A 26,672-nucleotide genomic window follows, 5' to 3' on the forward strand; every position below is an offset into this window, starting at 1 on the left:
CGCCTCAGGTGCGCCCCTCGTCCTCCTGAGCCTTCTCAAGGGCGGGTTCGGCCGTCATCCAGCCGGCCCGCACCACCGTGAAACCGTCCGCCTCGTAGGCGTCGCAGACCTGGTGGTCGTCGTCGACCACCACAGCGACGGTGCGCTCCCGCGCCAGGCCCCGCAGCAGTTCGGGCTTGGTGACGCGGGCCGGGCGGCGGTCCCGCCCGGCCCGCATCAGCAGCGGCCCGTCCGGCAGGCCGTGCCGGGCCAGCCACCGGAGGGTGTCGCGGCGGCACCGCTCCTCCGGCCTCCCGGTCACGTACGCGATCTCGTGCTCCCCGGCGGCGGTCAGGGCCAGTTCGACGCTCTCGGCCAGCGGCGGGTCGCCGGGCGCGGCGGCGAAGAAGGCCTCCCAGTCGCGGCGCCCGTCGAGGAAGTGCAGGCGGTGCCGGACATCGGCGAGCGTTCCGTCCAGGTCGAACACGGCCAGCGAGCGGGACGCCATCGGTCACCTCCGGGTGCGGTACGGCAGTGGCACTCGCGCCATGCTCGCACCCGCCGGTCACGGCCGTGCGGCCGGTTCCCCCTTCTCCGGAACGGTCTTCAGGGCGGAGAGGATCATCACCCAGCCACCGCTGGTGCCCTCCAGCATCCTGCCGTCGGGGCTGGTGAAGCCGTCGTGGGTGATGGTGAGCTTGCTGCCGGGTTCGGGGACCTCGGCGGGCTCGATGCCGAAGGCGACCCTGCTGCGCTCCTCGCAGGCCTTCGTGAACTCCTCGTCGGAGTCGAACAGCGCGCGGTGCGTCGGCTGGAGGGTGTGCCAGGTGTACGACAGCCGCCGGCCGGGCTCGGCCTCCAGCACCCGCTGCCCCAGTTCCTCGAACTCGCCGTCCGGTGCGCTCTTCCAGCGCACCGGCGATCCGACCTCCCAGTCCGGCTCGGGCCCCGTTCCGCCCGTGTAGACCCTGGTGAACGCGGGGTCGGTGAGCGCCTGGTAGATCTTCCCGGGCGTGGCCCGAATGTAGATCACGTACACGAACTCGGGCTTGTCCATCGCGTCCTTCGCCTCCATCGCGGGGCCCTCCAGGGATCGCTTCGGCTGTGTGAGCGCGGCCATGCGCCCTCGCTCGTATTTGCCGATCCAGCGGTCGGCGACCTCGCGGATCGGCACGGGGTCGAGGTAGTGGAGCTTCTCCCGGCCGCGGCGCACCGCGGTGACCAGGCGGGCCTCCTCCAGGACCGCCAGGTGCTTGCTCACCGCCTGTCTGCTCATCTCCAGGCCTTCGCCCAGCTCCCGCAGGCTCTGCCCGCCCCGGACGTGGAGCCGGTCGAGCAACTGCCTGCGACTCGCATCGGGGAGAGCCCTGAACACCGCGTCCATGCCTCATCGCCTGTCATCGGACAGGAGGCAACCATTTGGTTGCGCGTCAATGCCGGGCGCGTCCGCCCTCCGGTCGGCGGACGAGCGCCCCTCAGGCCGGTCGCGGGCCGTCCACCCACCAGCGCAGCGCCTCCGTGGCCAGTTCGGGCGGCACCTCGTGGCCACCGCCGAACTCCCGGTAGGTGACCGCGTAACCGGACCGCACCAGTTCCGGGACGAGGCGGCGGCTGCACGCGCCGACCGGCAGGACGGGGTCGTCCCGGCCGTGGGAGACGAAGATCCGGGGGTGTCCGTGGTGGACCATCGGCGCCATGAACCCCGGCGAGAAGGCCAGCACCGCACCGAACAGGTCCCCGTTGCCCAGACCCAGCGAGAGCGCGTAGGAGGCTCCGTCGGAGAAGCCCGCCACCGCCACTCCCGCCGGGTCCACGGGGAAGCGCCGGAAGACACCGTGCAGCGCGGCGTCCAGCCGGGCCACGTCCGGGCCGCGGCCGCCGACGACATCCCAGGTGGAGTCGGCCGCCCGGGGCGCGAGCAGCAGCAGCCGGCCGGACCCGGCCTGCGGAAGCAGCCAGGTCAGCGCCTGCTCCGCCGTTCCCCCCGCTCCGTGCAGCACCACCACCAGCCAGTACGGCCGCGCCGGCGCGGCGGCCTGCGAAGGCGGCGGAACGCGCAGCAGCGCTCGTCCCTCCAGCCGGTGTGTGCCCGGGCTCCCCTTTCCGGGAGCGGGCGGGTACACCGGGGGCGGGGAGACGGAGGGCCGGGCGGACAGTCGGCCGTGCGGCACGTCGTTCCCGGCCTCCGGGTGGGGGCGGGCCCGCTCCGGCGGGCCACCCGCGCCCTCTCCCGCGTCCGTCCGGGTCATTTCCGTTCCCCTCTCCTGCCGCACTCCGGCGGGCACTCGGCCGCCGCCCGGCGCCGTGGTACCCCCGGCGGCACGGCGCATGCCCGCGTCCCCCGGGGGTACGCAACTCGCATGGCCGGCAAAAAGGACACGAGCGGGAGCGCGGACAGGGACACACCGTCGAAGTGGACCCCGGACGACGACAGGGTCCAGGAGATCCGGGAGGCCGAACGCGAACGCGGCCGGACCCGCCCGTTCGACTATCCCTACGACGAACGCCATGTACACCGCGGACCGGCCCTTCCCGAACCGGTGAAGAGCACCCTGTTCGGGCACGGCGCGGTGCACACCCTCGACGGTGAGGCGCACCGCGTACGCAAGGCGATGTTCCTGTCGCTGCTGGCGTCCCCGCAGAACATCGCCGGCCTGGTCGGCCATGCCACCGCGGCGTGGGACGAGGCGGCCGCCCGGTGGGCGGAGCGGGACCGGGTGGTGCTGTTCGACGAGGCGGGCCGGGTACTGGCCGGTGCGGTCTGCCGGTGGGCCGGGGTACCGCTGAAGGAGGGGGAGGCGGAGGCCGTCGCCCGCGACCTGGTGGCCATGGTCGACGGCTTCGCCACCCCGGGCCCGCGCCACTGGCGCGCCCGGTCGGCACGCCGCCGCCGCGAGGTGTGGCTGGCGCACCTCGTGGAAGGGGTGCGCGACGGCACGGCGAGCGTGCCGGAGGGTTCGGTGGTGGAGGTGGTGGCGCGGCACGTCGGCGCGGACGGCGAGCGGCTCGACACGCGGACGGCCGCGGTGGAGATCCTCAACGTGCTGCGCCCCACCGTCGCGGTCTGCTGGTTCGCCGCCTTCGCCGCGCACGCCCTGCACCGGTGGCCGCAGCACCGGGCCCGGCTGGCCGAGGAGGCGCGTACGGGCACCGGGCACGGTTTCGGGGGCGCGTACGCGGTGGCGTTCGCCCATGAGGTGCGCCGATTCTATCCGTTCGCGCCGTTCATCGGCGGCCTCGCCGCCGGCGATCTGACGTGGCGGGGCGAGGCGGTGCCCCGGGGCGCTCTCGTCCTGCTCGACATCCACGGGCAGGACCACGACCCCGCCCTGTGGGAGGACCCGTACTCCTTCGACCCGCGGCGCTTCCTCGACCGCCCTCCGGAGCGGGACGAGCTGATCCCGCAGGGCGGCGGCGACCCGGCCGCGGGCCACCGCTGCCCCGGCGAGGACGTCACCGTGGCACTGCTGACGGCCCTGTCGGCGCGGCTGTCCCTGCTGGAGTACGAGGTGCCCGAGCAGGACCTGCGGATTCCGCTGCGCCGCGTACCCTCCCGTCCGCGCAGCGGCTTCGTCGTCGCGAACGTGCGTCCGTCCGGCTGACCCGACCCCGCGGTCGCCGGGCCACCGACGGGCCCCGTCAGCCCTCCCCGCCCGGCCGTACGCCCGGCACGTCCGGCACGTCTCGTACGTCGAACCCGCCGCGGCCGTCGGTGCGCACCTCCCGCACCGCGTCGAAGCCGTCCGACCGGCGGGGTTCGCGCAGCCGCCGGAGGGTGTCGAAGAAACCCGCCTCGGGCACGCGTTCCCCGCCCTGGCGCGCGGCGTTGCGCGCCAGGGCGTTCGGCACGTCCGGCGGGAACCAGTACGCCACCACCCGCGCCCCGCGGGCGCGCCCCGCGGCGACCAGGGGAGCCCACTCCAGCGGTGAGGGGTTGGTGTTGTCCACGACCACCGGCCGCCCCCGCTCCAGCGCCTCCTCCACCAGGCGCATCTGCCGCCGCTGCCGGTGCCGGGCGGAGCGCGGGAAGAGGTCCTTGCTGACCACGGTGTACCCGGCGGGAAAGCGGCGTGCGCGGAAGGTCGTCTTACCCGAGCCCTGGAGGCCCACCAGCACGGCCAGTTCCGGCGGGGCCCGCGCCCCCTCTCCCGGGGCCGGGCTCGTTGGCGGGGCCGCCGCCACGGCCTCTCAGCCCTCGCCCTCGGCCCTCTGCTGTGTCAGGCTCCAGGCGTACTGCAGCCAGTCGGAGAGCGCCACGCTGCTCAGGCAGGAGGTGACCAGGCGGGTGACGCGCGGAGCCGTGGCGTAGCCCGCCGTCAGGCCGCCCGCGATCCACATCGACACGCAGAAGGGGCAGGCCAGCAGTTCGCCCACGGACCGGTGCAGCCCGTGTCCGCGGGGCACGTCCATGACCTCGGCGCCGTGGAGACTGCCGGTGCGGCGCGTGAAGGGGGCCCGCAGGAAGCTGGTGACCTTGTCCTTGGTGAGCAGCCGGGAGCTGCGGTAGGTGGCGACCCCCATCAGGAGCAGGTCCAGCGGGGGAATCCGCTCGGGCAGTCGCCGGCCCGATGCCCTCACGCGCCAGGCGAACACCCCCGCACCGGTCGCGTAGACGCCCGCCAGCGTGGCGAGTCCGCGCAGGGAGACCTCCCCCTCCTCGGAGTACTCGTCCGCGCCGGTGACCCGGCCCACCGTCTCGGCGGCCTGCTCCATGGCCCCACTCATTCGGCTCCTCCTCTTCACCGGTCCGGAAAAGGACCTCGTGCCCCGTGCCCGGAATTCCGCACCTCGCGCCCGGGTCAGGGCCCGGGGTCGGTACGCCGCCACCGGGGGCGTGCGTCGGCTGCTCTCCGCCCCGCGGGCGAGGCGCACCGCGGGCACGGCCGCCGTACGCGGTCGGCCGCGCCGCCCGACTCGGGGATGGCGTCGGTCCACGCCACGTGCGGGAAGCGGTCGAGTCGCGAGCGGCTGAAGGACAGCCCGCACACGGTCTGGTTCATGCCCTGCTCCCAGGCGTGCGCCTCGCCCGCGGGCAGCCGGACACCGTCCTCCTCGCCGGTCCACCGGCCCGACGCGGCCACGGCGTATCGCTTGCGTGCTGACACGGGTACACAGGTTTCCCCGAGTGCCGCCCCCACACCCCTTCTCGCCGGTTTCCGCAGCTCCCGGGGCTCCGCGCCCGCCGCTCGGCCCCTCCCCTCCTTCGGCCGCGGCCCCGCCCACCGCTCACGCGGCACGGCGTCCGCGCCTACTCGGAGACCGCCGCCGGCTCCTCCCGGCGGTGGAGCCGGCCTCCCGCGCGGAACTCGTGAACGGCGTGGCCCTGTTCTCCCGCGGCAAGCATCACCTGCTCCCAGCCCAGCGCGCGGTTTCCCGCGGCGAACAGCGGGCCGCTCTCCCGGTCGCCGACCACCGCGCGCAGCAGCTCGGCCGCCCGCTCGCTGATGTCCCCCTCGCCCTCGGGCACCGCCCGGCCGCACACCCCGGTCACCCGCCTCGACCGGAGGTCCACGTCCTGGATCCCCAGGGAGAGCAGGTCCAGCACCCGCAGGTCTCCCTCCCACAGCAGCAGCCACAGGGCCCGGTGCGCCATGTCGATGGAGTCGTCGGCGAGCAGTTCCTCAAGCCGTTCGGCGGTGATGCGTTCGTCCGTGAGCGTCATGGCCCGGCAGTATTCCGGCCGGAAACGTCCGCGGGTAGGGGTGAGAAGGACCCTTCCTGTGAAGGCCGTACCGCGAAAGCCCCGTGCCGCCGCCCGCGACGAGGGCGGTGACGGGCGGCGGCGGAGGGCCGCACTGCGGCTCTCCGCCGCAACTCCCTTGTCAGCAGGTGAGGTTGTCGCCCGGTGTGGTACCCAGGGTCTGGACGAACCGCCGGTAGTTGTCGATCCGGCTCTGCACCTGGGCCGGATTGCGCCCGCCGCACTCCAGGGAGCCGTTGATGCTGCGGATGGTCTCGCCGAAACCGTGCCCGCCCACCATCGCGTCGTGCGGGGTCATGGTGCCCGGTCCGCTCTGGGTGTTCCAATACCACAGGGCGGTCTTCCAGGCGACCGCCGCGTCCCGCTCCACCAGGTGGGGATCGCGCAGCAGGTCGATGCCCAGCGCGTCGCCCGCCGCTTTGTAGTTGAAGTTCCAGCTGAGCTGGATCGGGCCGCGCCCGTAGTAGGCGGCCTGGCCGGCGGGGCAGCCGTACGGCTGCCCGCTGTCGCAGTAGTGCGGGTGGTTGGCGGTGTTCTGCTCCACTATGTGGACCAGGCCGCCGGTCTCGTGGCCGACGTTGGCGAGGAAGGCGGCCGCCTCCCGCTTCCTCACCGTGTCGCCGCCGGTGCCCGCGAAGGCCGGATAGGCACTCAGGGCCGCCTGAAGGCCCTGGTAGGTGTAGAAGGGGTTCCGGTTCGGGAACATCTGGTTGAACTGCGCCTCACCGACCACGAATCCGGACGGATCCGGGTCCGCGGGCGGCGGGGTCGCACCGCCGCCGCAGGAGCCCTGGTCGTTCCAGACGCCGGAGGTTCCGGGCGGCGCCTCGTTCTGGGTCCACCAACGGGCGGTCCAGTTGTGGCCGCCGTGGGAGACGGCCGTCCCGCCGAGGTAGACCGCCGAGGAGTTCCACGGGGTCGCGCACTCGGCGGCGGAGGCGGAGGTCGCGGGCACGGCGACCGCCAGGGCGCCTGCGAGGGCGGAGGCGGCGAGGCCCGCCAGGAGGCGTTTTCTCAGCACTTGAGGTTCCGTTCGGAGGCGGGGGGGTGGGCCGGGAACACTCAAGCGCCTTGGTATGTACCAGTCAAGGTATGGACCAGGATGCGCTTCCACGGAGGTGCGCGGCGGCTCCACCCGGAGCACCCTTCTCCGGTCGGTCCGGTCGGTCCGGTCGACGCCCCCCTCCCCGGCCCCCTGGAGGCCGGGCCCGGAAACAGGTGATCTAGGATGAGAAGAAGGTCGTTCACCGTGATCGTACGAATTGAGACTTCACCCGAATGCCGGTCATCCGGTCGGGTCCCGCCTTCGTTGTTGTGGACGTGACTCCACCAGATCCGCTTTCCACGTCCGCGGCCCGCCTTCCCGGATCGAGCTGCCGTGAGTGACCAGGGCCCGCACTTCGATCCGTACGGCACGCCTGCGGGCCCGGACCCCGACCGGTACCGCGCCGGTGTCCATCCGGACTTCGACCCGTGGTTCGTACCGGAGCGGCGAGCCCCCGCACCACCCGATGTGGACGTCATCGATCCGTCCTGGGACTTCGAGGCCGAACTCGCCAAGCTGCTGCAGGACTCCGGCCACGCGCCGCACCTGCCCCACGGCCGGGAGCACGATCCGCCCCATGCCCGGCCCCGGCCTTCCGAGCAGGCCCGGGGCGTGGCGCACACCGGCCCGGAACCGCCGGCGGACGAGACCACCCGGGTGCTGCGCCGCCTCGACGCCGGGGAGACGGGAGAGGCGGGTCACCCCGGCGGCGACCGCGCTCCCGCCCGGCGGGCGGGGCGCTCGGCCGCCGAACGCCGCCACCGGCGCAGGCGCCGGACGCCACACCGGCCGGAGCTGTCGCTGCTGCACGTGTTCAGCTACGCCGTGGCGGCGCTGACCGCCGGCATCGTGGCGATGGTCAGCGTGCTGGGCGGACTGGTCTCCTACGACCCCCTGCGCCTGCTGGCCGGGCCCGCCGTGCCCGCCGACCTGGCACGGTGGTGGCCCCTGCTGATCTACGGACCCTGGCTCGCCGGCTCGCTGTCGATCCTGCGCGCCACCGTGCTGCGGCGCCGGGTCCGGCACTCCTGGGCGGTGGTGATCCTCTTCTCGGCCGTGGCGGTGGTCCTGTGCGTGGCCCATGCCCCCAAGACCCTGACCGGGGTGGCGGCCGCCGGCCTCCCCCCGATCACCGCCCTGGCCTGCTTCCACCAGCTGGTGGGGCAGATCACCCTCACCCAGCCCCGGCACGCCCTGCCCCGCAGGCCCGCGCCGCCGCCGCAGCGTGGTCCGCTCCCCCGAAGGCGGACCACGTACCGCGAGGACGGCCCGGGGCGCCCGTCTCCGGAAGGACGTCCCGGGCCCAGCCGCTGAAGCGGGTGGGAACCGAGCCTGCCGGACGGCCCTCGCGGACCGCCCGGCAGGCTCGTCATGGTGCGGCACCGCTCATCAGCGGCCGGCCCGCCGGCTCTCCGGCGGTCCCGGGTAGCCCGGCCGCAGGCCGCCGGTGTCCACGACGATGCGGTGCACGATGACCGTCGGATCGACCATCCACGGCTTCAGGACATGGACACCCGGCCGCCCGATCGTGTGCCGGGTGACGGTGCGGTTGACGTTGTCGGAGGTGTTCCTCGCCCACCGCCTGTTCATGTGGGTGTCGTCGGCGCCGGTGGCGGTGGTGACATTCACCGTCCGCGGTTCGGCGTCGTCGACCGGGACGGCGTACCGCGGCCCCCGGGCCGGCAGGACGTCGTTGCTCGGCGACGGGTGGACCCACACGTCGGCCTCCCCGGCCGTGGTGAGCGTCATCTCGCACTCCAGGCGCGGCCCGAGGCCGCCGGGTTCCCGGCTGGGCGCGGTGACGGGGTAGGGCTCCGTCCCGTCCTACGCCCGACCGAGGTCCGGCAGCCGCTTCCGGAGGAACGTCCGCCGGCTGGCGTTCCCGGGGGCCTGTGGACCGGCGTCGGGCCGTCTCATCGCTCAATCTCCGCACGTCATGGACGGGAGGGGGGCTGAAGGGGCTGAGGAGGAAACACACGCCGATAGTTCCGGAACATTTCCGGAAAGGAAATCATCACGGCACATCCGACGCTGTGGCACCTCCCTCGGGCGGGTACAGCACCGCGTGTCCGCACGGCCGTCCCGCCGGCGGCAGCCGGCGGCCCCAAAAGCTCCGGAGCCGCCCCGCCGCCGTGGTGCGCCGCCCGCCGGGGCGGCCGCCGGGCTCAGCCCGGCCAGGTACCCGTCACCTTGCGGACGGCGACGGCACCGCCGCGGTCCACCGCCGCCCTGACCACCGAGAAGATCACACCCTGGATCGCGGCGGCCAGCAGGATCTCGCCCAGCTTGCGGTCCTCGTCCCCGGGGTCGGGGGCGTCGTCCTCGTCGCTGATCGCCTTCCAGGCCTTCTTGAAGGCGGTACTCGCGATCACGCCGCCCAGGGTACCGAGCGCGAACCCCACCGGCCTGTACACCAGCTTCTGCTTTCTCTTCTTCATGACCGGGCTCTCCTAGCGGATCTGCGGGAATGTTCCGGGGCACCCCGTGCGGAGGCGTCCCGGGGTCTTCCCACGGATTCCCCGCACGCGCCCCGCCACACGGCGTACGCGCCGGTCAGCGGGTCACCACATGCCGCTCGTCGGGGACGCAGTGGGTCATCGTCAGACCCTCGACGTCCCGCGGCGGGTTCTTGCCGAGATTCGCCAGGCGCTCGCGGTCCTCGACGGTGAGCCGCTGGTTCGGCAGCGGCTCCAGGTTCACCACGTCCTGCGGGGAGATGCCGAGCCCCTCGCCCACCCGCAGTCCGAGGTCGTTCTCCACGAGCAGGAGGTGCCACACCATCCGCTCCCGGATGTGCCTGGGGCACTGCTTGAACTGGTCGGTGAAGTTGGCGACCAGGTCCTCGCGCTCCCAGTCCTCCATCAGCAGGTAGCGCTGCCCGGCCTGCAGGTAGTCGTTGGTGCGGGGGATGCGGCTGCGGGTCAGCCTGCCGCTGAGCTCCGGCCCCTGCTCGCCGTAGCCCGGCCCCTCGGCCTCCTGGAGTCCGCCGAGAGAGGAGGGCTCGTAGTTGACGTGCCGGTTCTCGCCCCGGGGGTCGACCTCGTAGGCCATGGGGCCGCCGTTCTGGTTGGTATGGACCGGCGCCTGGGCCCGGTTCACCGGCAACTGCAGGTAGTTGGGTCCCACCCGGTAGCGCTGGGTGTCGCTGTAGGAGAAGGTGCGGCCGACCAGCATCTTGTCGTCGGAGAAGTCCAGGCCGTCGACCAGCACTCCGGTGCCGAAGGCGATCTGCTCGTTCTGGGTGAAGAAGTCGTCCGGCATCCGGTTGAGGACCATGCGGCCCACCGGCTTGGGCGGGAACTCCTGCTCCGGCCAGGTCTTGGTGTCGTCCAGCGGGTCGAAGTCCAGTTCCGGGTGCTCGTGGTCCTCCATCATCTGCACCAGGAGTTCCCACTCGGGGTACTCGCCCCGCTCAACGGCCTCGTACAGGTCCTTGGTGGCGTGGCCGAGGTTGTCGGCCTGGACGTTCGCGGCGTCCTCCTCGGTCATGGAGCGCACGCCCTGCTTGGGCATCCAGTGGTACTTGACCAGCATGGTGCGGCCGTCGGAGTTCTCCCACTTGTAGGTGTTGACCCCGAAGCCCTGCATGTGCCGGTAGCCGGCGGGGATGCCGCGCGGGCTGAAGAGGTTGACCAGCATGTGCATGGACTCGGGTGTCTGCGACATGAAGTCGAAGATCCGCTCGGGCCGCTGCTCGAAGGTCACCGGGTCGGGCTTGAGGGCGTGGATGACGTCGGGGAACTTGATGGCGTCCCGGATGAAGAAGACGCCCAGGTTGTTGCCGACGAGGTCCCAGTTGCCCTCCTCGGTGTAGAACTTCACCGCGAAACCGCGGGGGTCGCGGGCCGCCTCGGAGGAGTCGCGCCCGCCGATGACCGTGGAGAAGCGGACGGCCACGTCGGTGCGCTTGCCCCGTTCCTGGAACAGCTTGGCGCGGGTGTACCGCGCGATGGGCTCGTCGCCCCAGGAGCCGTACGCCTCGAAGTAACCCAAGGCCGTCACACCACGCGCGTGCACCACCCGCTCGGGGATGCGCTCGCGGTCGAAGTGGCTGATCTTCTCGAGGAAGTGGTAGTTCTCCAGCGTGGCGGGACCCCGGGCGCCGACCGTGCGCTGGTTCTGGTTGTCGTGGATCGGGTGGCCCTGCCGGTTCGTGAGCACCGGCCGGTCGTCGCGCTGCCTGGCTGTCTCGGTCACCTACTGGTCTCCTTCGAACGAGGGTTCGCGCGGCGGAGGCGTCCGGAACCCGCCGTGCGCGTGTGCCTGTACCCCGATCCGTCCCTTTCGTACCTTCACATCGGCCATCGGTGCGCGCGAGGAGCGAGCGGACCGAACACGCCGGCTGGCCGTTTCCCCCGCGGGGGAAACGGCCAGCCGGCGTGCGGGCGGACGTGCGTGCCGTGTGCCGGCCCCGTCCGGGGTCAGCGCTCCAGATCGCCGCGCATGGCGACGAACAGCCTCCCGGCCTCGTCGAGGGTGCTGTCGGGGAACAGTGCAACCGCGGCGGTGCTCTCGTCCGCCCAGCCGCAGATCACCTGGCCGTTCTCGGCGAGAGAGGCGAGCAGACACTCCACCGAGCCGCCCAGCGGTCCCGGGTCGGCCACCGGCCGAGCCCGGGGCTGCCCCGGCTCCGGATCCCATTCGAGGTACTCCAGCATGCCGCGGAAGAGGTGCTCACGGCGTTTGCTCGTGTCCTCGGGGACGTTGTCGACGCCCTCGAAGAGGATCGGGTCGCCGCCGTCCGGGCCGGCGAAGTGGCTGACGACCAGTCGCATGCCGTCCCGCGTCTCCCCCGGGTCGACCGGTACGTCCGCGACGGCGCCGTCCCCGGTGTGCTTGCGCAGGCCCCCCGCCTCCGACGCGTCCACCAGGAACCGCTTCCCACCCGGCGTGGCCGGCCGCGACGCGCCCGGGGAGGCGGACGCCGACGCACCCGGGGAAGCGGACGGCGAGACGTCGTCCACCGGCAGGTCCTCCGGCCGGCAGGCGGTCAGCGCCGCAACTGCCGCGACCGCGATGACCGCTGCCCGGCGCAGCGCTCCCCGTGATGTCCGAAACACAGTGGTGTACCCACCTGTCCGAGGCCGCCCGACCGACGGCCGCGACCACTGGACGCGCAGGTGGGGAGGAGCAGGTTCCCGCATCCCGGCCGCTGCCGGAGGAGGGTCGGCGCGCCCGCGAGGCTGGCCCGAAGTCACACTGTCCCCGCAGGGCGATCCGGGGTACGCATGACGGGGGCCGCAGAGCGGAAGGCCGCTCCCCCGTGTGGAGAGGAGGCGCCCCGTGCCCACCGAGACGGACACCGGCCGGGAGCGCGGCGCCCCGCCCGGCTCCTCGCACCCCGAGCCGCCCGCGAAGCCGCCGGAACAGGCGGAGGACGGCTGGTGCGCGTGGGTCGTCGGCGACTGCTGGCTGTGGTGTCTGCGCGGCGGCACGGCGGTGACCTGGCTGGGACCGGTGGTCTCCTGGGGCACCCACGCCCCGCTGTACGCCTGCGAGGACTGCATCAGCCGGCTGGAGGAGCAGGTGGAGAGCCCCGCCCCCGCCGGCCGGGACTCCGTGTGCTGGTTGTGGTGCGGGCGGGACGACGTGCCGCTGAGCCCTCTCGCGGAGGTCGGGTACCGCGGGAGGACGACCGTGTTCTCCGCGTGCGAGGACTGCGTCGCCCGGCTCAAGCAGAGGGTGCTGGCCGCGGCGATGGTCAAGGACGCGGCCAGTCGCTGAGCCCCCGCCCGTGCGGGCGGGGGCTCGGTTCAGGCCACGGTCCTGCGCACCGCTTCGGCCACGACGGCGCTCAGGTCGCCTCCCGTCTCCTCGAGGACGGCGCGCTGGGCGGTGGCGCCGTTGCCACGCCGGAAGAGGCCCTCGACCCCCTCCTTGGCCAGGGACAGGTCGCCGGTGTCCGACAGGGCCGGGGCGGTGTGGTCGAGCAGGGCGCCCACGACGCTCTCCGCGGGTGCCGGCTCGAAGGCCACCGGGTGCACCAGCTCTCCGGAGAGCCCGGAGCGGCCCGCCCGCCATGCAGCCAGGCGCAGCAGGCCGACGTCCACCGGCCTGGGCGGTTCGCCCGCGCGCCACTGGCGGGCCGCGGTCTCCACCAGCGCGCGGACCAGCGCCGCGAGCAGCACCGTGTCGCGGGCGTCGAGGCACACGTCGGCGACCCGCACCTCGACCGTGGGATAGTTCCGCGCCAGCCGGGCGTCGAAGTAGATCATCCCCTCGTCCAGCAGCGCTCCCGTCCGGATCATCGAACGCACCCGCTCGCGGTAGTTCCCGGCCGAGCCGAATACCTCCACCGGCCCCGCCGACGGCCACCGGCCCCACACCCGGTTCCGGTAGCTGGCGTATCCGCTGTCCTCCCCCTGCCAGAAGGGGGAGTTGGCGCTCATCGCCAGCAGCGGGGCCAGCCACGGCCGGATCCGGTCCAGGACGGCGACCCCCTCCTCGTCGGACTCCACGCTCACATGGACGTGGAGCCCGCAGGTGAGCTGCTCCTGGGCGGTCAGCCCGTACTCCCGGGCCATCCGCAGATAGCGTTCGCCGGGACTGAGCGAGGGGTCGACCGCCTGCGGCGAGGTGGCCAGCGCCGCGACCTCCGCCCCGACCGCGCGCGCCCGCTGCGACGCAGCGCCGCGCCACCGGCGCACCTCCACGGCCAGATCCACCATCTGCGTGCGCGGGCGGGTACCGGTCTCCAGCTGCTCCTCCTGGAGCTCCTTCTCCAGCTCCTCGTCCTTGCCCACGGAGGCCAGCACCGCTCCCGAGACGGCCTGCGGCTCACCACTGTCCGCACTCACCAGGAGCAGTTCTTCCTCGACACCGACGCTTCTCATCGCCACAGCCTCCTCAGGCGGTCGTCCGGTCCAGCGACTTCCCCGACCGGGCGCGAGTACGCGCGGCGATTCGGTCACACGACCGGGCGAGGCGAAGAGGTCGCGAAAGGGCCGAAAGGGGGGAATGAGCACCGGCGCACCGCCCGCGCGGCGGTGCGCCGGCCCCGGGAGATCCCGGAAGCCCACCTGAGAGAGGCCGGGAGGACTCTCCCGCGTCTGCGCCACACCCGGCCCGGGCCCCTGCTGCACCCGCAGACGCCGCGGCCGCGGCTTCCGCCACGACGCCGGGGGCCGGCCGCTGCGCGATCCGGCGGAACCGGAGCGGACCAGGCCCCTGGTCATTCAGCCGGCCTGGACGGACGTGTGGATCCGCCCCGGGCCCAACGGCCACCTCCGGGCCGGAACCGGGCGGGGCGGACATCGCCACCGAGGACTTCCGCGCCCGGCACGCCACCGTGCCGGCCTCCGCGGCACTGGCCGTCTCGCGGTTCGCCGACCGCGGCCGACCGCCCGCCGCCGTGCGGTCGCCCGCGCCGTCAGGGAGGTCCGCGAGCGAGCCGCCTTCGGGATCCCCGCGGCCCGGGGGGCGATCGAGGAGGCGGTGCTGCGGATGCCGCGCACCGGCCGCCCTTCCCGGGGCTGAGGCCGAACGGCCCGGTGCGGGAGCGGCTCAGGTCCGCAAGGCCGCCAGGCACTCCCCCCGCCCGGTCCACTCCTCGACCGGCTTGCTGCGGTCGTAGGGGTCCCTCTCCCGGCCCGTGGCGGGATTGGCGTACCGGTCGGCGACGAACTGCGGGTGGATGAAGCCGTCGTGCTCGTCACAGGTGTCGTTGGCGATGTCCCCGTTGTAGCCGTACATCCACAGCGTGCCCTCGGTGTGCTCCCACCGCGGCCCGTGCAGCACGTCGACGTCGAGTACGCGGCGCACGACGGTGCGGGCCACCTCGTCGCCTCCCTCCGCGCGGGCGAGGGGGTAGACGAAGGTGTAGTCGGCGCGGATGCGCGGCACCCCCTGCTCGTCCTCGGTCACCTCCATCCGGCCGCGGACCTTGACCACATCGCCGGCGAGGCGGACCTCGTCCCGGTCGAAGCGGGTGAACAGCCAGACGGGGTCGTCCTCCTCGGTGGGCTTGTCCAGGGACTTCCTGATCCGGTCGACGGTCCTGCCCATCAGCGGGTCCAGCAGGGCCAGGGCTTCGGCCGGCTCGGCGCCGTACAGCACGTCGCGGTCGAGGTTGGCTGCGACCAGGAACTCCTTGGTCCGCTCCAGGGCGGCCCGGATCTCGGCGGCCGGCACACCGCCGACCGCGGCGGCCTTCGGCACCTCGATGGCGTCCGCGCCCTCGGCCCACCGCTTGGCGGGCGAGCCGGCGAACGGCTGCTTCACCGTGGGCTGATCGGGTAGGGGGTCCTCCTGAGGCGCGGCGGCGGGCGCCGCGGTCTCCGCGGGCAGGGGGGCGGCCGATCCGGTGCCCTCGGCGCCGGCGGGCAGCCAGGAGCGCACAAGCGACGGGTTGAGCGCGTAGAGCAGGGCCAGCGCGGTCACACCGGCGCCGAGCGCCATGCCGACCCGGCCCGGACGCCCGCCGCGTCCGCGCCGACCGCCCTCCATCTCCTGCCAGGCGGGGCCGGTGCGCCAGCCCTCGGGCTGCCACGGTTCGGGCTGCCGCTTCCTGCCCCAGCGCCGGGTCCGCTTCCCTGCGGCGGCTTCCTCGTCGGCCTTCCGGAGGCGTTCGGTCACCATCCGCGCCCGGGCGGACGGCTCCTTGGGAGCGGAGCCCGGCGAGGTCTCGCACTCGCCGACGAAACGCTCCCACATCTCGTCGGGTATGTCCGGACGCCCGCCCTCCGGTTCGTTCGCGTCGTTTCCGGGGGTGGGCGGCTGGACAGACATGACGTGCTCTTCCTTGTCTCTTCCGATCACGTGCCGACGTGAAGCGATCATCAGGAAGGGCCATTCCTACATGTCCGCGCGCCGCCCGCACAACGGTTGCACGGAAGGGGGCGGCCGCCCTGTGACCTCGGCCACACCGGGCGCGGAGGGGCGAGCCGGCCTCAGAAGGCGTCGCGCAGTTCGAGCAGCGTCCGCTCGGTCTCCTGGACCGGCAGGGCCTGGGTGACCATGCGGTCGAGGGCTTCCAGATAGGTGGTGACCTCCGGGCGTTCGTCGATGTAGACGGCGCCGGTCAGGCTCTCGGTGTAGACGATGTCCGGCAGCTCCGGATAGCTGAACCGGAAGAGCTGGAAGGGGCCGAACATCCCCGGGTGGGGCCCTGCCCTGAAGGGCATGATCTGCAGGCTGATCCCGGGCCTGGCGCAGACCTCGGCCAGTCGGTCGATCTGCGCCCTCATGACGCCGGCGCCGCCGACCGGTCTGCGCAGCACCTGCTCGTCCAGCACCACCCACAGGCGCGGCGCGGCGGGCTTGGCCAGGAGCTGCTGCCGTCCCATGCGCAGGGCGACCCGCCGGTCGAGCTCGTCCTCGTCCGCCCGGGGGAAGCCGGTCCGCAGCAGGGCGCGGGCGTACTCCTCGGTCTGGAGCAGCCCCGGAACGCAGTGGGGCTCGTAGGAGCGGATGAGGTCGGCCTCGCTCTCCAGGCTGACGTAGAGGCTGAACCAGTCGGGCAGGACGCTGCGGAAGCGGTGCCACCAGCCCGGCCTGTTGGCTTTCTCCACCAGCGCGAGAAAGGCGTCGGTCTCTTCCGCCCCGACGCCGTAGCTCTCCAGCAGCGCCTTGACGTACAGCGGGCGCAGGCCCACCTCGGCCTTCTCCATGCGGCGGACCGTGGATGTGGTGACGCTCAGGACCCGGGCGGCTTCCTCGAACGACTTCCCGGCGCGTTCCCGCAGGTCACGCAGGCGTAGCCCCAGGACGATCTGCCCCACGGTCGGTGCCGACCGGGACTCGCCCATGGTCTCTTCCTCTCCACTCGCGCCTCACCGGCAGAGCAGTGTGCCACGGCCCCGGTGATGCAGCCATGCTGTCGTTTAAATCTTGCAATTTGCAGAACTCTTCTTGCCTTTTGCTGACACCAATGAGCATAGTAGCCGGGTGATCCAGTTCACGGCGCGGTCACACCGGCGTCGAACCGTCCCGGTACACGGGCCCTCCCACCCCTTCCGCGGGCCCCGTGCCCTCGCCGTCCCTCCCCACCGTGGCGCACCGGACGCGGTGGCCGGTCAGCAGGCGTTCCCGCGCACCGGCCCCTCGCACGGGCCGGGCCCCGCGCACGGCGCACCGGCCCCGACGCCCACCGGCGCACGAAAGGCGAGCCACTGATGGCTCTTCTCCCCCGCTCAGCGCACATGGCACCCATGCTGCCGGCCGTCCACCCCCAGCGATCGCGACAACGGGCGGAGTTCGAAGTGCCCGCCCAGGGCTCCTCCGTGTGCGTGGCCCGGCATCTGCTCGTGGAGTGGCTGCACCGCTGGCACTGCCCGCAGAGCGTGGTCGACACGGCACAGCTGGTCGTGTCCGAGTTCGTCACCAACGCCATGGTCCACACCGTCAGCGACAGAATCGCCTGTCTTCTCCAGCACGGCGACCGGCGGCTGCGCATAGAGGTACGCGACCAGGGCACCGGCGCGTGCGGACTCGCGGCCCGTTCGGCGGACGTCGAGGCGACCAGCGGGCGCGGACTCCAGCTCGTCGACGCCCTCGCCGAGTCCTGGGGGGACATACCCGCCGCCCAGGCGAGGGGACGCGTCGTATGGGCGGAACTGAGGCTCGACGACGGGTGACGGACCCCGTCCGTCGCACGCCCGCCGCGCGTCACTCGGCGGTGGGGACGTCCGGGGGCGTGCCGTGCCAGACCGTGGTGACGTTGCAGAACTCGCGGATGCCGTGCCCCGACAGCTCCCGGCCGTAGCCGGAGCGCTTGATCCCGCCGAAGGGCATCGCCGGGTGCGAGGCGGTCATGCCGTTGAAGTAGACACCACCCGCCCGCAGGTCGCGTACGCAGCGGTCCTGTTCCTCCCGGTCGCGGGTCCAGACGTTGGAGCTCAGGCCGAAGGGGGTGTCGTTGGCCACCTCGATCGCCTCGTCCAGGTCCGCCGCCCGGTAGAGGGTCGCCACCGGACCGAAGGTCTCCTCACGGTGGACGCGCATCCCGGGCGTGACATCCGCCAGGACGGTGGGCTCGTAGAACCAGCCGGCCGGGTGGGCCGCGGGCCGCCGTCCGCCGCACAGCACGGTGGCGCCGCGCTCGCGGGCGTCCTCGACCAGTTCCTCCAGGTCGGCCCGGCCCCTCTCACTGGCCAGCGGCCCGACCTGGGTGGACTCGTCCATCGGGTCGCCCACCTTCAGGGCCTTCATGCCGTCCACGAACAACCGGGCGAAATCCCCGTACACGTCCTGGTGCACGATGAAACGCTTGGCCGCGATGCAGGACTGGCCGTTGTTCTGGGTCCGCGCGGTCACCGCGACCTCGGCCGCCTTCACCACGTCCGCCGAGGGCAGGACGAGGTAGGGGTCGCTGCCGCCCAGTTCCAGAACGGTCTTCTTGATCTCGTCACCGGCGGCCGAGGCCACCGAGCGCCCGGCGGGTTCGCTGCCGGTGAGCGTCGCGGCGGCCACACGGTCGTCGCGCAGGACGCCCTCCACCGCGCCGGAGCCGATCAGCAGGGTCTGGAAGCAGCCCCGCGGATAGCCCGCGCGGCGGAAGAGGTCCTCCAGGTACAGCGCGGTCCGCGGCACGTTCGAGGCATGCTTGAGCAGGCCGGTGTTGCCCGCCATCAGGGCGGGGGCCGCGAAGCGGATCACCTGCCACAGCGGGAAGTTCCAGGGCATCACCGCCAGGACCGGGCCCAGCGGGCGGTAGCGCACGTACGCCGTGCTGCCGCCGCTGTCCTCCACGTCCGCCGGTGAGGGGTGGTCGTCGGCCAGCAGTTCCCCGGCGTGGTCGGCGTACCAGCGCATCGCCTTCACGCACTTGGCGGCCTCGGCGCGGGCCGCGGTGACGGGCTTGCCCATCTCGGTGGTCAGGGTGCGGGCGATGTCGTCCCGCTCCTTCTCCAGCAGGTCGGCCGCCCGGCGCAGCAGTTCGGCACGCTCGGCGAAGCCGGTGGTGCGGTACTCCTCGAAGGCGGCGCGGGCGCGCTCCAGCCGCTCCCCGGTCTCCTCCGCGCCCAGTGCATCGAAGGTCTGCAGGGTCTCGCCGGTGGCCGGGTTGGTGGTCGAGATGGGCATGGGTCCCTCCCGGGGGTGCTCGGAGACGGCGCGGCCCGCCGGCCGGGAGCGCCGGCCGGCGCTCCCCGCTCCCGCTCGTCCTCGCTGGCTTCCGTTCGCGGGGGCGCGTACCCGCCCGCGGCGGTCTCAGTCGGCGAACGGCGCCACCGGCCGCGGGCCGGTCATCAGCGCTGGGCGAGCCTCAGCCGCACCTCCACCTCCTGGTCGCCCGAGATCCGGGGCTCGGCCGTCACGTCGTAGAAGCCCGCGAGGGCGTCCTGGACCTGCCGTACCGCGTCGGGGCCGCCGCTGAGGTCCGCCTCGACCGGCTCCCCGAGTTCCAGGGTGCACTCCACCTCACCGTGTGTGCGGACGTCGACCGTGCCCAGCCAGAACTTCCGCTGCTCGCCGTCCGCCCCGGGCCCGCCCCCGCCGTTGCCGTCACCCAGCTCGGGCGACCCGGGGAACGCCGACCTCAGGACGGCGAAGACGGCCGCCGCGTTCGAAGCGGTGCAGTGGGGCAGCTCGATCTCGACGAGGCACGCCCCTTCCTTGGTCTGTCCGGTCTGTTCAGTACTCATGCCCCCACCTGTACCCCGGTGCGGGCGATGGTCACAGGCCGTTCCGGGCGTCGCGCAGTGGTCGTCCTCCACCGAAGCCGGATGAGCCGGAGGAGCCGGAGGCTGTCCCTCCGGGGTGTGCTCGTACCAGCCGTACCGCTCGGAGGCGCCCTTGGCGCTGTCGTTCAGCACCAGCGTGGCCCCGGTGCCCGCCACCCCGAGCACCGCCCACCCGGCTGCCAGTACCTGCTTCGCCCGGCACGACGCCATGGCGGACTCGCCTTCGCGGAACGACGGCCATCACCACTCCGGTGATCAACCCCCCGCCGTACGGAGGATCTCAGCCTCCTTCCCGGGCGCCAGTCCCACCCGGGGACGGTCGGGACGGAGGGGCGGCTCGCCGCCCAGGGCGCACAGCCAGGCCCAGGTGTCGGCCACGGTCCGCTCCACGGGGCGGCAGCGCAGTCCCGCCGCGACGGCCCGGGAGACGTCCCCTCGGTGCATGGCGCCGTGGAACTCGCCCGGCGGGATCCACACCGGCAGGTCCGTCCACGGCCGCACCCCCGCCGCGAGGATCGGCCCGGGGTCGGTCCACCGCAGCCGCGCGCCGGAACCGGTGACGCGTACGCAGCTCTCCAGCAGCCCGCCCATGGTGGCGTGGCCGGGCGGGCTCACCAGGTTGTACGGGCCGCCCAGTCCGCGCCCGGCGGCCTCCAGCGTCCAGACGGCGAGGTCGCGCGCGTCCACGTACTGCAGGGGGAGGTCCCGGGGACCGGGCGCCAGCACCTCACCGCCCCGGGAGACGCGCAGCAGCCACCACGGCAGCCGCCCGATGTTCTCGTACGGGCCCAGGATCAGACCCGCACGCACCAGCAGGCCCCGGTCGCCGAAAGCCGCCTCGACGGCCATCTCCCCTCCCCGCTTGGCCCCGGCGTAGTCGGCGGCGGCTTCGTCGTCGGGCGAGGCGTCGACGAGCGGGCCCGTCTCGTCCAGGCCGGCCGGGGGCGGGTAGGTGTACACCGAGCGGCTGGAGACGTACGCGTAGCACCCCGCCCGCCGCGCCAGCACGACGGCGGCGTCGCGTACCGCGGCGGGCGCCCCGGACCAGGTGTCGACCACGATGTCCCAGCCGCCGGCCGTTTCCTTCAGGGCTGCGAGCCCGCCGTCGGCCGTGCGGTCGCCCCGCAGCGCGGTGGCACCGGGCGGCGGGGCGTGGCGGCCCCGGTTGAAGACGGTCACCTCCCAGCCGCGCGCCAGCGCCTCCTCGGCGACCGCACGGCCGACGAACTCCGTTCCGCCCATTACCAGAAGTCTCATGGGCCGAGCGTGCCCGCCGGCGCGGCCGGGCGGAGCGGCTTCACGCCCGTGGCGTAATCGCCACAAGCCGAACCGGGCCGGGCCCTTGCGGGGCCCGGCCCGGTTCGGGTGCCGCCGTGTCACCTCACGCGCCCGTAGCGCACGCTCTTGGTCCAGATCCTCTCCTTGCGGACGGTCTTGCCCGGCTTCGGTGAGTGCCAGATCCGTCCCTCGCCGGCATAGACGCCGACGTGGTAGACACTGCCGCCCGAGTGGAAGAAGACCAGGTCGCCCTTCTTGCGCGACCTGGCGGAGACCTTCTTCGAGCGGTTGTACTGGGCCGCCGCGGTGCGCGGCAGTTTCTTGCCCGCCTTCTTGTACGAGTACTGGGTGAGTCCCGAGCAGTCGAACCGGCTGGGGCCGGCGGCGCCGTAGCTGTAAGGGGCGCCCTCCTTGGAGGCCGCGACCCTGAGTGCCCTGTTCGCGGAGGTGGCCGCCTCGGCCTCGGGCGCGGCGGACGGGATGAGCATCGTCCCCGCCAGGGTGGCGGCGGTGACGGCGGTGGTGATGCCCGCCCGGGACACCGGTGCCGGTATGCGTGCGTGCGCAGACATGAGTGAACCCTTCGTCATACGCCTGCGAAAGATGACCTGTCGGGTTCGGGCCGGCGAAGTTGCCCGGCCACGCGCGGCGTGGCTTCACCCCAAGGGCCGCGTCGTGCGCGGCCCGCCTTGCTCGGGTCTCCCGCTCCTGCCGTCTCGTCATGGTCCGTTTCTCACCCGGACGGCGGCAGGATTGGGCGTCCGGCCGGGCGGCCCCGCCCTGCGGCGGGGACTTGCGGTCTCCTACGGATAGTGCGTCAGAAAGACTCCCAATCGGTCGATCGGAGATGTTTTGTGAACATGCTCACTGTCGGTCCGCCGAGGGACGGGGCCCTGTTCCGGCAGACTGACCGAAGCGCCAAGAGCCCTGTCAGCAAGGCTTGTTGACCCCTCCTGGGGGTGGTTGACCGGCGCGGCGACCGGTTCGCGGGCCGGTGCGGCGTGCCGCCCGGATCAGCCCGAATGGCTGCGGTCGTGTCGGGTGAACGCGGCGGGTCGCGGGGCGGCCGGAAGGCCGGCCGGGGCGTACGGCAGGGCCGCCGCACGGCCGGCGGCTCGCCCGGCGGGGCGGGAGGTCAGCGGACGTGCACGCCCGAGACGGTGCGGGCGATGACCAGGCGCTGGATCTCACTGGTGCCCTCGAAGATCGTGTAGATCGCCGCGTCCCGGTGCATGCGCTCCACCGGGTACTCCCGGGTGTAGCCGTTGCCGCCGAGGATCTGCATCGCCTGGGCGGTGACGCCCTTGGCGGTCTCCCCGGCGAACAGCTTGGACATCGAGCCCTCGGCGCCCTCGAAGGGCCTGCCCGCCGCCGCCATCCACGAGGCCCGCCACACCAGCAGCCGGGCGGCGTCGACGCGGGTGCGCATGTCGGCGAGCTGGAAGGCGATGCCCTGGTTGTCGATGATCGGGCGGCCGAACTGCACACGGGTCCCGGCGTAGTCCAGGGCGACCTCGTAGGCCGCGCGGGCGATGCCGACGGCCTGGGCGCCCACGGCGGGGCGGGAGGCCTCGAAGGTGGCCATCGCGGCGTTCTTCACACGCTCGCCGCCCTTCTTCGCCTCCTTCGCACGCTCGCGGGCGCGGGCGAGGCGCTCGTCGAGCTTCTCCTTGCCGCCCAGCAGGCAGTGGCCGGGCACGCGGACGTCCTCGAGGACCACCTCGGCGGTGTGGGAGGCGCGGATGCCGTGCTTCTTGAACTTCTGCCCCTGGGACAGGCCGGGGGTGTCCGGCGGGATCACGAAGGAGGCGTGCCCCTTGGAGCCGAGCCCGGGGTCGACGACGGCGACGACGACATGGACGTTGGCGATGCCGCCGTTGGTGGCCCAGGTCTTGGTGCCGTTGAGCACCCACTCGTCCCTGGCCTCGTCGTAGACCGCGCGGGTGCGCATGGCCGAGACGTCCGATCCGGCATCGGGCTCGGAGGAGCAGAAGGCGGCGACCTTCACGTCGTTCGCGTCGCCGTACATCTGGGGGATCCAGGTGCCGATCTGCTCCTCGGTCCCGTTGGCGAGCACTCCGACGGCCGCCAGCGCGGTGCCGACGATCGACAGGCCGATGCCCGCGTCGCCCCAGAACAGCTCCTCCATGACCATGGGGATGCTCAGGCCGGTGGGGTCGAAGTACTGCTGGGCGTAGAAGTCGAGCGAGTACAGGCCGATCTTGGCGGCCTCCTCGATGATGGGCCAGGGCGTCTCCTCGCGCTCGTCCCACTCCGCGGCGGCGGGGCGCATGACGTCGGCCGCGAAGCCGTGGATCCATTCCCGTACGGCCTTCTGGTCGTCGTTGAGGTCGAGTGCGAACTCCGCCATGGAAGCCCCTCCATCCGTTGTTACTAGCGGTAACGTGAATACGTTACCGGTCAGTGCGATGTCAACCTCCACCGTCGGCACTCTCGCGTGCGCTCCGCGGGTGTTACGTTGCGCTCAGGCGGCACCGAGGTGTCACAGCAGGGTCGGGGAGGCCGAGGAACATGGAGACCACACATCGGGAGGACCAGCGCAGCGCCACCGAGCGCCGCCGCCGGGAACTCCTGGAGGCCGCCGAGCGCGTGGTGCTGCGCGACGGCCCGGGCGCCTCGATGAACGCCATCGCCGCCGAGGCGGGCATCACCAAGCCCATCCTCTACCGGCACTTCGGCGACAAGGGCGGGCTCTACCGCGCTCTGGCGGTGCGGCACACCGACGCCCTGGTGGACGCGCTGCGGGCCGCCCTGGACGCGCCCACCGACCGGCGCGAGCGTGTGGAGGCCGCACTCGACACGTATCTGGCCGCCATCGAGGCCAGGCCCCAGGTCTACCGCTTCCTGATGCACCCGGCCGAGGAGCCCGGAGGCGAGCGCGGCTTCGACGTCGGCCAGTACTCGGCCCCGCTGCTGCGCAGGCTCGGCGAGGAGCTGGCCACGGTGATCGCCGAACGCGTCGACCTCGGCGCCGACCGCGAGGAGCGGGCCCGGGTGTGGGGGCACGGGGTCGTCGGCATGATGCACGCGGCGGGCGACTGGTGGCTGGGCGATCGGCCCTGCCCCCGGAAGCGGCTGGTGCGGCACCTGGCCGATCTGCTGTGGGGAGGCCTGGCCACGGCGGAGGACCTGGCCGGCGGTCCTGGGCTGTGAACACCGCGGAGCGCCGGACACGCCCTCGGGGGGCAGGCCCTGGGCCTACCCCCCGAGGGCCCGCGCCCCGGACCGCGCGGCCCGGCGCACCGCGCGCAGCGCCCTGCGGCGGCGCAGCCCCGTGAGGCGGTCGGTGTACACGCCGCCGTCGAGGTGGTCGCACTCGTGCTGCAGGCAGCGGGCGAAGAAGCCGGTGCCCTCGATCCGCACCGGCGCCCCCGTCCTGTCCCACCCCTCCACCACGGCGCGGTCGTGGCGCTCCACGGCGGCCTCCGCGCCGGGCAGGGACAGACAGCTCTCCGGACCGCGTACGATGACGCCGCCGGTCTCCACCAGGCCCGGGTTGACCACGTGACCCAGGTGGCGGCGGTCCTCGTCGTCGGGGCAGTCGTAGACGAACACCCGCACGGGGGCGCCGACCTGGTTGGCCGCCAGCCCCACGCCGTGCGCGGCGTACATCGACGCGAACAGGTCCTCCACCAGGCGGGCCAGCTCCGCGCCGTAGGACACCACCTCGGCGCACCGCGCGCGCAGGGCCGGGTCGGCCAACGGCCGCAGGGGATGGACAGAACCGGAACTTCCGGGAATGGCGCCGCGGTGCATGGGTGTCACCCTACGCCGTGTTGATCATCCAGGGGTGGCGCGGTTCGGGGCCGGGAGCGGACCTCGGTAGGCTGATCCCCGACCCAGGGGCAAGGAGGGACAAGGACGATGGCAGGCAACACGGAGCCGCTGCCGCCGCGGGCCAAACTGGCCGTGACGGCGGGCAAGGCAGCCGCGGCGGTGTCACGGGCCGCGGGCCGTGGCAGCGGGTCGGTGATCGGCGGACGGGTGGCACTCAGGCTCGACCCCGACCTGCTGGCCAAACTCGCCCAGAACCTGGACGTCGTCCTGGTTTCGGCGACCAACGGCAAGACCACGACGACCCGGCTGATCGCCGAGGCCCTGCGGGCCGCCGGGCCGGTCGTCTCCAACGCGCTGGGCGCCAACATGCCCGCGGGCATCACCGCGGCGCTCGCCGGGAGCGGCGAGGCGCGCTACGGCGTCATCGAGGTGGACGAGAAGTACCTCGCCGCGGTCGCCCGCGACGTGACGCCCAAGGCGATCGCCCTGCTGAACCTCTCCCGCGACCAGCTCGACCGCGCGGCCGAGACCCGGATGCTCGCCGAGCGCTGGCGCGAGGGACTGTCCGGCTCCAAGGCCGTGATCGTGGCGAACGCCGACGACCCGCTGGTGGTGTGGGCCGCCTCCTCCTCCCCCAACGTGGTGTGGGTGGCCGCGGGCCAGGAGTGGAAGGACGACGCCTGGTCCTGCCCGGCCTGCGGCGGCGTGATGCAGCGCCCCGGGGACGACTGGTTCTGCGGCGAGTGCGGCTTCCGCCGCCCCACCCCGAGCTGGGCGCTGTCGGGCGACCACGTGCTGGATCCGCACGGATCGGCCTGGCCGATCCGCCTCCAGCTCCCCGGCCGCGCCAACAAGGCCAACGCCACCACCTCCGCGGCCGTCGCCGCCGCCTTCGGGGTGCCGCCCCAGGCGGCGCTGGAGCGGATGTACTCGGTGACCGCGGTGGCCGGCCGCTACGACGTGGTGTCCTTCCAGGGCCGCGATATCCGGTTGCTGCTGGCGAAGAACCCGGCCGGCTGGCTGGAGACCTTCTCCCTGATCGACGGCCCGCCGGCGCCCGTGATCCTGTCGGTCAACGCGCGCGGCGCGGACGGCACCGACACCTCCTGGCTGTGGGACGTGGACTACTCCCGGCTGGCCGGGCACCCCATCTGCGTGATCGGCGACCGCAAGCTGGACCTGGCGGTCCGGCTGGAGGTCGCAGGGGTCGACTTCCAGGTCTGCGAGAACGCCGCCGAGGCGGTGCGGCAGTGCCCGCCCGGCCGGATCGAGGCGATCGCCAACTACACCGCCTTCCAGGATCTGCGCCGCATCGTCGGCAACTGATCCCGGGCCCTTCGGACCGCCGGCCGGAGTGAGACGGCCGAAGACGCAAAGACGCCAAAGACGCCGAGGACACGACGAGGATGCGAGCGAGCATGAGTGAGAGCGGCCTGCGCGTGGTGTGGGTCTACCCGGACCTGCTGAGCACCTACGGCGACCAGGGCAACGTACTGGTGGTGGAGCGGCGTGCCCGGCAGCGCGGGCTGGGCGTGCAGCGGATCGACGTCCGCTCCGACCAGCCGATCCCCACCTCCGGGGACATCTACCTGGTCGGCGGCGGCGAGGACCGGCCGCAGCGGCTGGCGGCCGAGCGGCTGCGCCGCGACAGCGGGCTGACGCGGGCCGTGGACAACGGCGCCATCGTCTTCTCGGTGTGCGCCGGCTACCAGATCCTGGGGCACGAGTTCATCAACGACCTCGGGCAGCGCGAGCCGGGCCTGGGCCTGCTGGACGTCACCAGCGCCCGAGGTGAGGGCGAGCGGTGCGTCGGCGACGTACTGGCCGACATGGACGAGCGGCTGGGGCTGCCCCAGCTGACGGGTTTCGAGAACCACCAGGGTGTCACGCACCTGGGCCCGACCGCGCGGCCGCTGGCCCGGGTGCGGCTGGGCAGGGGCAACGGGACCGGCGACGGCACCGAGGGCGCCTGGAACGACACCGTCTTCGGCACCTACATGCACGGTCCGGTGCTGGCCAGGAACCCGCAGATCGCGGACCTGCTGCTCAAGCTGGCCCTGGACGTGAACGCGCTGCCGCCGGTGGACGACCGGTGGTACGAGGCACTGCGCGCCGAGCGGATCGCGGCGGCCACCCAGCCCGCCTGACACCCCCGCCCGGGCGTCCGCCGAGACCGTACGGCGTCCGCCCGGGACCGCCCCCGGCCGGAGCTCCGGCCGGGGGCGGTCCTAATCTGGTCCGAGCGGATCGG

Annotated in this window: 28 protein-coding genes, 1 pseudogene and 1 riboswitch; of the genes and pseudogenes, 8 read left to right on the forward strand and 21 right to left on the reverse strand. The window is 73.2% G+C overall.

Features of this window, described 5'->3' with window-relative positions:
* Positions 1-4 precede the first annotated feature (4 nt).
* The 3 genes from ACGRHY_RS01145 to ACGRHY_RS01155 all read right to left on the reverse strand — a co-directional run bounded on the left by ACGRHY_RS01145 (position 5) and on the right by ACGRHY_RS01155 (position 2,228).
* Positions 5-487: a phosphatase domain-containing protein gene (locus tag ACGRHY_RS01145; RefSeq protein WP_394633510.1), complete on the reverse strand. Its 483-nt coding sequence runs from the start codon at positions 485-487 to the stop codon at positions 5-7.
* 57 nt (positions 488-544) lie between these two features.
* Positions 545-1,363 (reverse strand): ArsR/SmtB family transcription factor, encoded by an 819-nt coding sequence (locus ACGRHY_RS01150; protein ID WP_394633511.1) that lies wholly within the window; start codon positions 1,361-1,363, stop codon positions 545-547.
* A 91-nt stretch (positions 1,364-1,454) separates the two neighbouring features.
* The gene (locus ACGRHY_RS01155) at positions 1,455-2,228 is read right to left on the reverse strand and encodes an alpha/beta hydrolase (protein WP_394633512.1); all 774 of its coding nucleotides are present in this window, start codon (positions 2,226-2,228) and stop codon (positions 1,455-1,457) included.
* Between the two features lie 111 nt (positions 2,229-2,339).
* Between ACGRHY_RS01155 and ACGRHY_RS01160 the strand changes: the two genes are divergently transcribed.
* A complete protein-coding gene (locus ACGRHY_RS01160) occupies positions 2,340-3,581 on the forward strand; it encodes a cytochrome P450 (RefSeq protein WP_394633513.1) in 1,242 nt (413 codons plus the stop codon).
* Positions 3,582-3,618: 37 nt separating this feature from the next.
* On the opposite strand, the gene ACGRHY_RS01165 is transcribed toward ACGRHY_RS01160, so the two are convergent.
* The 5 genes from ACGRHY_RS01165 to ACGRHY_RS01185 form a co-directional block, all read right to left on the reverse strand.
* Entirely contained in the window at positions 3,619-4,095 is a 477-nt protein-coding gene (locus tag ACGRHY_RS01165) for an AAA family ATPase (protein ID WP_394633514.1), read from the reverse strand.
* A gap of 72 nt (positions 4,096-4,167) precedes the next feature.
* Positions 4,168-4,704 carry a DUF1360 domain-containing protein gene (locus tag ACGRHY_RS01170; RefSeq protein WP_394633515.1) on the reverse strand — a complete coding sequence of 179 codons (537 nt, stop codon included), beginning with the start codon at positions 4,702-4,704 and terminating at the stop codon, positions 4,168-4,170.
* Between the two features lie 74 nt (positions 4,705-4,778).
* Positions 4,779-5,084, reverse strand: a complete 306-nt coding sequence (locus tag ACGRHY_RS01175) for a hypothetical protein (RefSeq protein WP_394633516.1) — start codon at positions 5,082-5,084, stop codon at positions 4,779-4,781.
* Between the two features lie 143 nt (positions 5,085-5,227).
* Entirely contained in the window at positions 5,228-5,641 is a 414-nt protein-coding gene (locus ACGRHY_RS01180; RefSeq protein ID WP_394633517.1) for a site-specific integrase, read from the reverse strand.
* A gap of 160 nt (positions 5,642-5,801) precedes the next feature.
* Positions 5,802-6,698, reverse strand: a complete 897-nt coding sequence (locus tag ACGRHY_RS01185) for a glycoside hydrolase family 19 protein (protein ID WP_394637872.1) — start codon at positions 6,696-6,698, stop codon at positions 5,802-5,804.
* A 360-nt stretch (positions 6,699-7,058) separates the two neighbouring features.
* On the opposite strand from ACGRHY_RS01185, the gene ACGRHY_RS01190 reads away from it, so the two are divergent.
* A complete protein-coding gene (locus tag ACGRHY_RS01190; protein WP_394633518.1) occupies positions 7,059-8,039 on the forward strand; it encodes a DUF2637 domain-containing protein in 981 nt (326 codons plus the stop codon).
* A 75-nt stretch (positions 8,040-8,114) separates the two neighbouring features.
* Here ACGRHY_RS01190 and ACGRHY_RS01195 read toward each other — a convergent pair.
* The 4 genes and pseudogenes from ACGRHY_RS01195 to ACGRHY_RS01210 form a co-directional block, all read right to left on the reverse strand.
* A pseudogene (locus tag ACGRHY_RS01195) lies at positions 8,115-8,534 on the reverse strand (glycosyl hydrolase 115 family protein); the annotation flags it as partial.
* Between the two features lie 356 nt (positions 8,535-8,890).
* Positions 8,891-9,163 carry a DUF4235 domain-containing protein gene (locus ACGRHY_RS01200; RefSeq protein WP_394633519.1) on the reverse strand — a complete coding sequence of 91 codons (273 nt, stop codon included), beginning with the start codon at positions 9,161-9,163 and terminating at the stop codon, positions 8,891-8,893.
* A 115-nt stretch (positions 9,164-9,278) separates the two neighbouring features.
* Positions 9,279-10,922, reverse strand: coding sequence for a catalase (locus tag ACGRHY_RS01205; RefSeq protein ID WP_394633520.1), 1,644 nt, complete (start codon positions 10,920-10,922; stop codon positions 9,279-9,281).
* Positions 10,923-11,146: 224 nt separating this feature from the next.
* Positions 11,147-11,785, reverse strand: coding sequence for a hypothetical protein (locus ACGRHY_RS01210; protein WP_394633521.1), 639 nt, complete (start codon positions 11,783-11,785; stop codon positions 11,147-11,149).
* Positions 11,786-12,008: 223 nt separating this feature from the next.
* On the opposite strand from ACGRHY_RS01210, the gene ACGRHY_RS01215 reads away from it, so the two are divergent.
* The gene (locus ACGRHY_RS01215; protein ID WP_394633522.1) at positions 12,009-12,449 is read left to right on the forward strand and encodes a hypothetical protein; all 441 of its coding nucleotides are present in this window, start codon (positions 12,009-12,011) and stop codon (positions 12,447-12,449) included.
* Positions 12,450-12,478: 29 nt separating this feature from the next.
* Here ACGRHY_RS01215 and ACGRHY_RS01220 read toward each other — a convergent pair whose 3' ends face one another.
* Positions 12,479-13,558, reverse strand: coding sequence for a glutamate--cysteine ligase (locus ACGRHY_RS01220; protein ID WP_394633523.1), 1,080 nt, complete (start codon positions 13,556-13,558; stop codon positions 12,479-12,481).
* A gap of 334 nt (positions 13,559-13,892) precedes the next feature.
* Between ACGRHY_RS01220 and ACGRHY_RS01225 the strand changes: the two genes are divergently transcribed.
* Positions 13,893-14,201, forward strand: coding sequence for a hypothetical protein (locus ACGRHY_RS01225; protein WP_394637873.1), 309 nt, complete (start codon positions 13,893-13,895; stop codon positions 14,199-14,201).
* A 27-nt stretch (positions 14,202-14,228) separates the two neighbouring features.
* Here the strand turns inward: ACGRHY_RS01225 and ACGRHY_RS01230 are convergent, their stop codons facing one another.
* Together ACGRHY_RS01230 and ACGRHY_RS01235 are read right to left on the reverse strand one after the other, a co-directional pair.
* Positions 14,229-15,452, reverse strand: a complete 1,224-nt coding sequence (locus ACGRHY_RS01230; protein WP_394633524.1) for a hypothetical protein — start codon at positions 15,450-15,452, stop codon at positions 14,229-14,231.
* 161 nt (positions 15,453-15,613) lie between these two features.
* Positions 15,614-16,471, reverse strand: coding sequence for a Sco1979 family transcriptional regulator (locus ACGRHY_RS01235; protein WP_394633525.1), 858 nt, complete (start codon positions 16,469-16,471; stop codon positions 15,614-15,616).
* A gap of 393 nt (positions 16,472-16,864) precedes the next feature.
* On the opposite strand from ACGRHY_RS01235, the gene ACGRHY_RS01240 reads away from it, so the two are divergent.
* The gene (locus tag ACGRHY_RS01240) at positions 16,865-17,299 is read left to right on the forward strand and encodes an ATP-binding protein (RefSeq protein WP_394633526.1); all 435 of its coding nucleotides are present in this window, start codon (positions 16,865-16,867) and stop codon (positions 17,297-17,299) included.
* Between the two features lie 31 nt (positions 17,300-17,330).
* Here the strand turns inward: ACGRHY_RS01240 and ACGRHY_RS01245 are convergent, their stop codons facing one another.
* From ACGRHY_RS01245 to ACGRHY_RS01265, 5 genes are all read right to left on the reverse strand, one after another.
* Complete coding sequence (locus ACGRHY_RS01245; RefSeq protein ID WP_394633527.1) at positions 17,331-18,746, reverse strand: NADP-dependent succinic semialdehyde dehydrogenase; 1,416 nt, start codon at positions 18,744-18,746, stop codon at positions 17,331-17,333.
* A gap of 164 nt (positions 18,747-18,910) precedes the next feature.
* The gene (locus ACGRHY_RS01250; RefSeq protein ID WP_394633528.1) at positions 18,911-19,306 is read right to left on the reverse strand and encodes a hypothetical protein; all 396 of its coding nucleotides are present in this window, start codon (positions 19,304-19,306) and stop codon (positions 18,911-18,913) included.
* A 294-nt stretch (positions 19,307-19,600) separates the two neighbouring features.
* A complete protein-coding gene (locus ACGRHY_RS01255) occupies positions 19,601-20,602 on the reverse strand; it encodes an NAD-dependent epimerase/dehydratase family protein (protein WP_394633529.1) in 1,002 nt (333 codons plus the stop codon).
* 119 nt (positions 20,603-20,721) lie between these two features.
* Positions 20,722-21,195, reverse strand: a complete 474-nt coding sequence (locus ACGRHY_RS01260) for a C40 family peptidase (protein ID WP_394633530.1) — start codon at positions 21,193-21,195, stop codon at positions 20,722-20,724.
* Between the two features lie 3 nt (positions 21,196-21,198).
* A riboswitch (cyclic di-AMP (ydaO/yuaA leader) is annotated at positions 21,199-21,355 on the reverse strand.
* Positions 21,356-21,758: 403 nt separating this feature from the next.
* Complete coding sequence (locus tag ACGRHY_RS01265; RefSeq protein ID WP_394633531.1) at positions 21,759-22,994, reverse strand: acyl-CoA dehydrogenase family protein; 1,236 nt, start codon at positions 22,992-22,994, stop codon at positions 21,759-21,761.
* A 161-nt stretch (positions 22,995-23,155) separates the two neighbouring features.
* On the opposite strand from ACGRHY_RS01265, the gene ACGRHY_RS01270 reads away from it, so the two are divergent.
* Complete coding sequence (locus ACGRHY_RS01270; protein WP_394633532.1) at positions 23,156-23,797, forward strand: TetR/AcrR family transcriptional regulator; 642 nt, start codon at positions 23,156-23,158, stop codon at positions 23,795-23,797.
* Positions 23,798-23,842: 45 nt separating this feature from the next.
* Here the strand turns inward: ACGRHY_RS01270 and def are convergent, their stop codons facing one another.
* Complete coding sequence (gene def, locus ACGRHY_RS01275) at positions 23,843-24,400, reverse strand: peptide deformylase (protein ID WP_394633533.1); 558 nt, start codon at positions 24,398-24,400, stop codon at positions 23,843-23,845.
* A 108-nt stretch (positions 24,401-24,508) separates the two neighbouring features.
* On the opposite strand from def, the gene ACGRHY_RS01280 reads away from it, so the two are divergent.
* Together ACGRHY_RS01280 and ACGRHY_RS01285 are read left to right on the forward strand one after the other, a co-directional pair.
* Complete coding sequence (locus ACGRHY_RS01280) at positions 24,509-25,747, forward strand: MurT ligase domain-containing protein (protein WP_394633534.1); 1,239 nt, start codon at positions 24,509-24,511, stop codon at positions 25,745-25,747.
* A gap of 92 nt (positions 25,748-25,839) precedes the next feature.
* Entirely contained in the window at positions 25,840-26,568 is a 729-nt protein-coding gene (locus ACGRHY_RS01285) for a type 1 glutamine amidotransferase (RefSeq protein WP_394633535.1), read from the forward strand.
* Positions 26,569-26,672: the final 104 nt, after the last annotated feature.

Source organism: Streptomyces shinuiensis (assembly GCF_043660855.1).
In the GTDB taxonomy this organism is placed as follows: domain Bacteria; phylum Actinomycetota; class Actinomycetes; order Streptomycetales; family Streptomycetaceae; genus Streptomyces.

What these genes read in the sequence shown, in the direction of transcription:
- ACGRHY_RS01145 (WP_394633510.1), bottom strand. Translation starts at nt 487, where the DNA reads ATGGCGTCCCGCTCGCTGGCCGTGTTCGACCTGGACGGAACGCTCGCC.
- ACGRHY_RS01150 (WP_394633511.1), bottom strand. Translation starts at nt 1,363, where the DNA reads ATGGACGCGGTGTTCAGGGCTCTCCCCGATGCGAGTCGCAGGCAGTTG.
- ACGRHY_RS01155 (WP_394633512.1), bottom strand. Translation starts at nt 2,228, where the DNA reads ATGACCCGGACGGACGCGGGAGAGGGCGCGGGTGGCCCGCCGGAGCGG.
- ACGRHY_RS01160 (WP_394633513.1), top strand. Translation starts at nt 2,340, where the DNA reads ATGGCCGGCAAAAAGGACACGAGCGGGAGCGCGGACAGGGACACACCG.
- ACGRHY_RS01170 (WP_394633515.1), bottom strand. Translation starts at nt 4,704, where the DNA reads ATGAGTGGGGCCATGGAGCAGGCCGCCGAGACGGTGGGCCGGGTCACC.
- ACGRHY_RS01180 (WP_394633517.1), bottom strand. Translation starts at nt 5,641, where the DNA reads ATGACGCTCACGGACGAACGCATCACCGCCGAACGGCTTGAGGAACTG.
- ACGRHY_RS01200 (WP_394633519.1), bottom strand. Translation starts at nt 9,163, where the DNA reads ATGAAGAAGAGAAAGCAGAAGCTGGTGTACAGGCCGGTGGGGTTCGCG.
- ACGRHY_RS01220 (WP_394633523.1), bottom strand. Translation starts at nt 13,558, where the DNA reads ATGAGAAGCGTCGGTGTCGAGGAAGAACTGCTCCTGGTGAGTGCGGAC.
- ACGRHY_RS01230 (WP_394633524.1), bottom strand. Translation starts at nt 15,452, where the DNA reads ATGTCTGTCCAGCCGCCCACCCCCGGAAACGACGCGAACGAACCGGAG.
- ACGRHY_RS01235 (WP_394633525.1), bottom strand. Translation starts at nt 16,471, where the DNA reads ATGGGCGAGTCCCGGTCGGCACCGACCGTGGGGCAGATCGTCCTGGGG.
- ACGRHY_RS01240 (WP_394633526.1), top strand. Translation starts at nt 16,865, where the DNA reads ATGGCACCCATGCTGCCGGCCGTCCACCCCCAGCGATCGCGACAACGG.
- ACGRHY_RS01245 (WP_394633527.1), bottom strand. Translation starts at nt 18,746, where the DNA reads ATGCCCATCTCGACCACCAACCCGGCCACCGGCGAGACCCTGCAGACC.
- ACGRHY_RS01250 (WP_394633528.1), bottom strand. Translation starts at nt 19,306, where the DNA reads ATGAGTACTGAACAGACCGGACAGACCAAGGAAGGGGCGTGCCTCGTC.
- ACGRHY_RS01255 (WP_394633529.1), bottom strand. Translation starts at nt 20,602, where the DNA reads ATGAGACTTCTGGTAATGGGCGGAACGGAGTTCGTCGGCCGTGCGGTC.
- ACGRHY_RS01260 (WP_394633530.1), bottom strand. Translation starts at nt 21,195, where the DNA reads ATGTCTGCGCACGCACGCATACCGGCACCGGTGTCCCGGGCGGGCATC.
- ACGRHY_RS01265 (WP_394633531.1), bottom strand. Translation starts at nt 22,994, where the DNA reads ATGGCGGAGTTCGCACTCGACCTCAACGACGACCAGAAGGCCGTACGG.
- ACGRHY_RS01270 (WP_394633532.1), top strand. Translation starts at nt 23,156, where the DNA reads ATGGAGACCACACATCGGGAGGACCAGCGCAGCGCCACCGAGCGCCGC.
- def (WP_394633533.1), bottom strand. Translation starts at nt 24,400, where the DNA reads ATGCACCGCGGCGCCATTCCCGGAAGTTCCGGTTCTGTCCATCCCCTG.
- ACGRHY_RS01280 (WP_394633534.1), top strand. Translation starts at nt 24,509, where the DNA reads ATGGCAGGCAACACGGAGCCGCTGCCGCCGCGGGCCAAACTGGCCGTG.
- ACGRHY_RS01285 (WP_394633535.1), top strand. Translation starts at nt 25,840, where the DNA reads ATGAGTGAGAGCGGCCTGCGCGTGGTGTGGGTCTACCCGGACCTGCTG.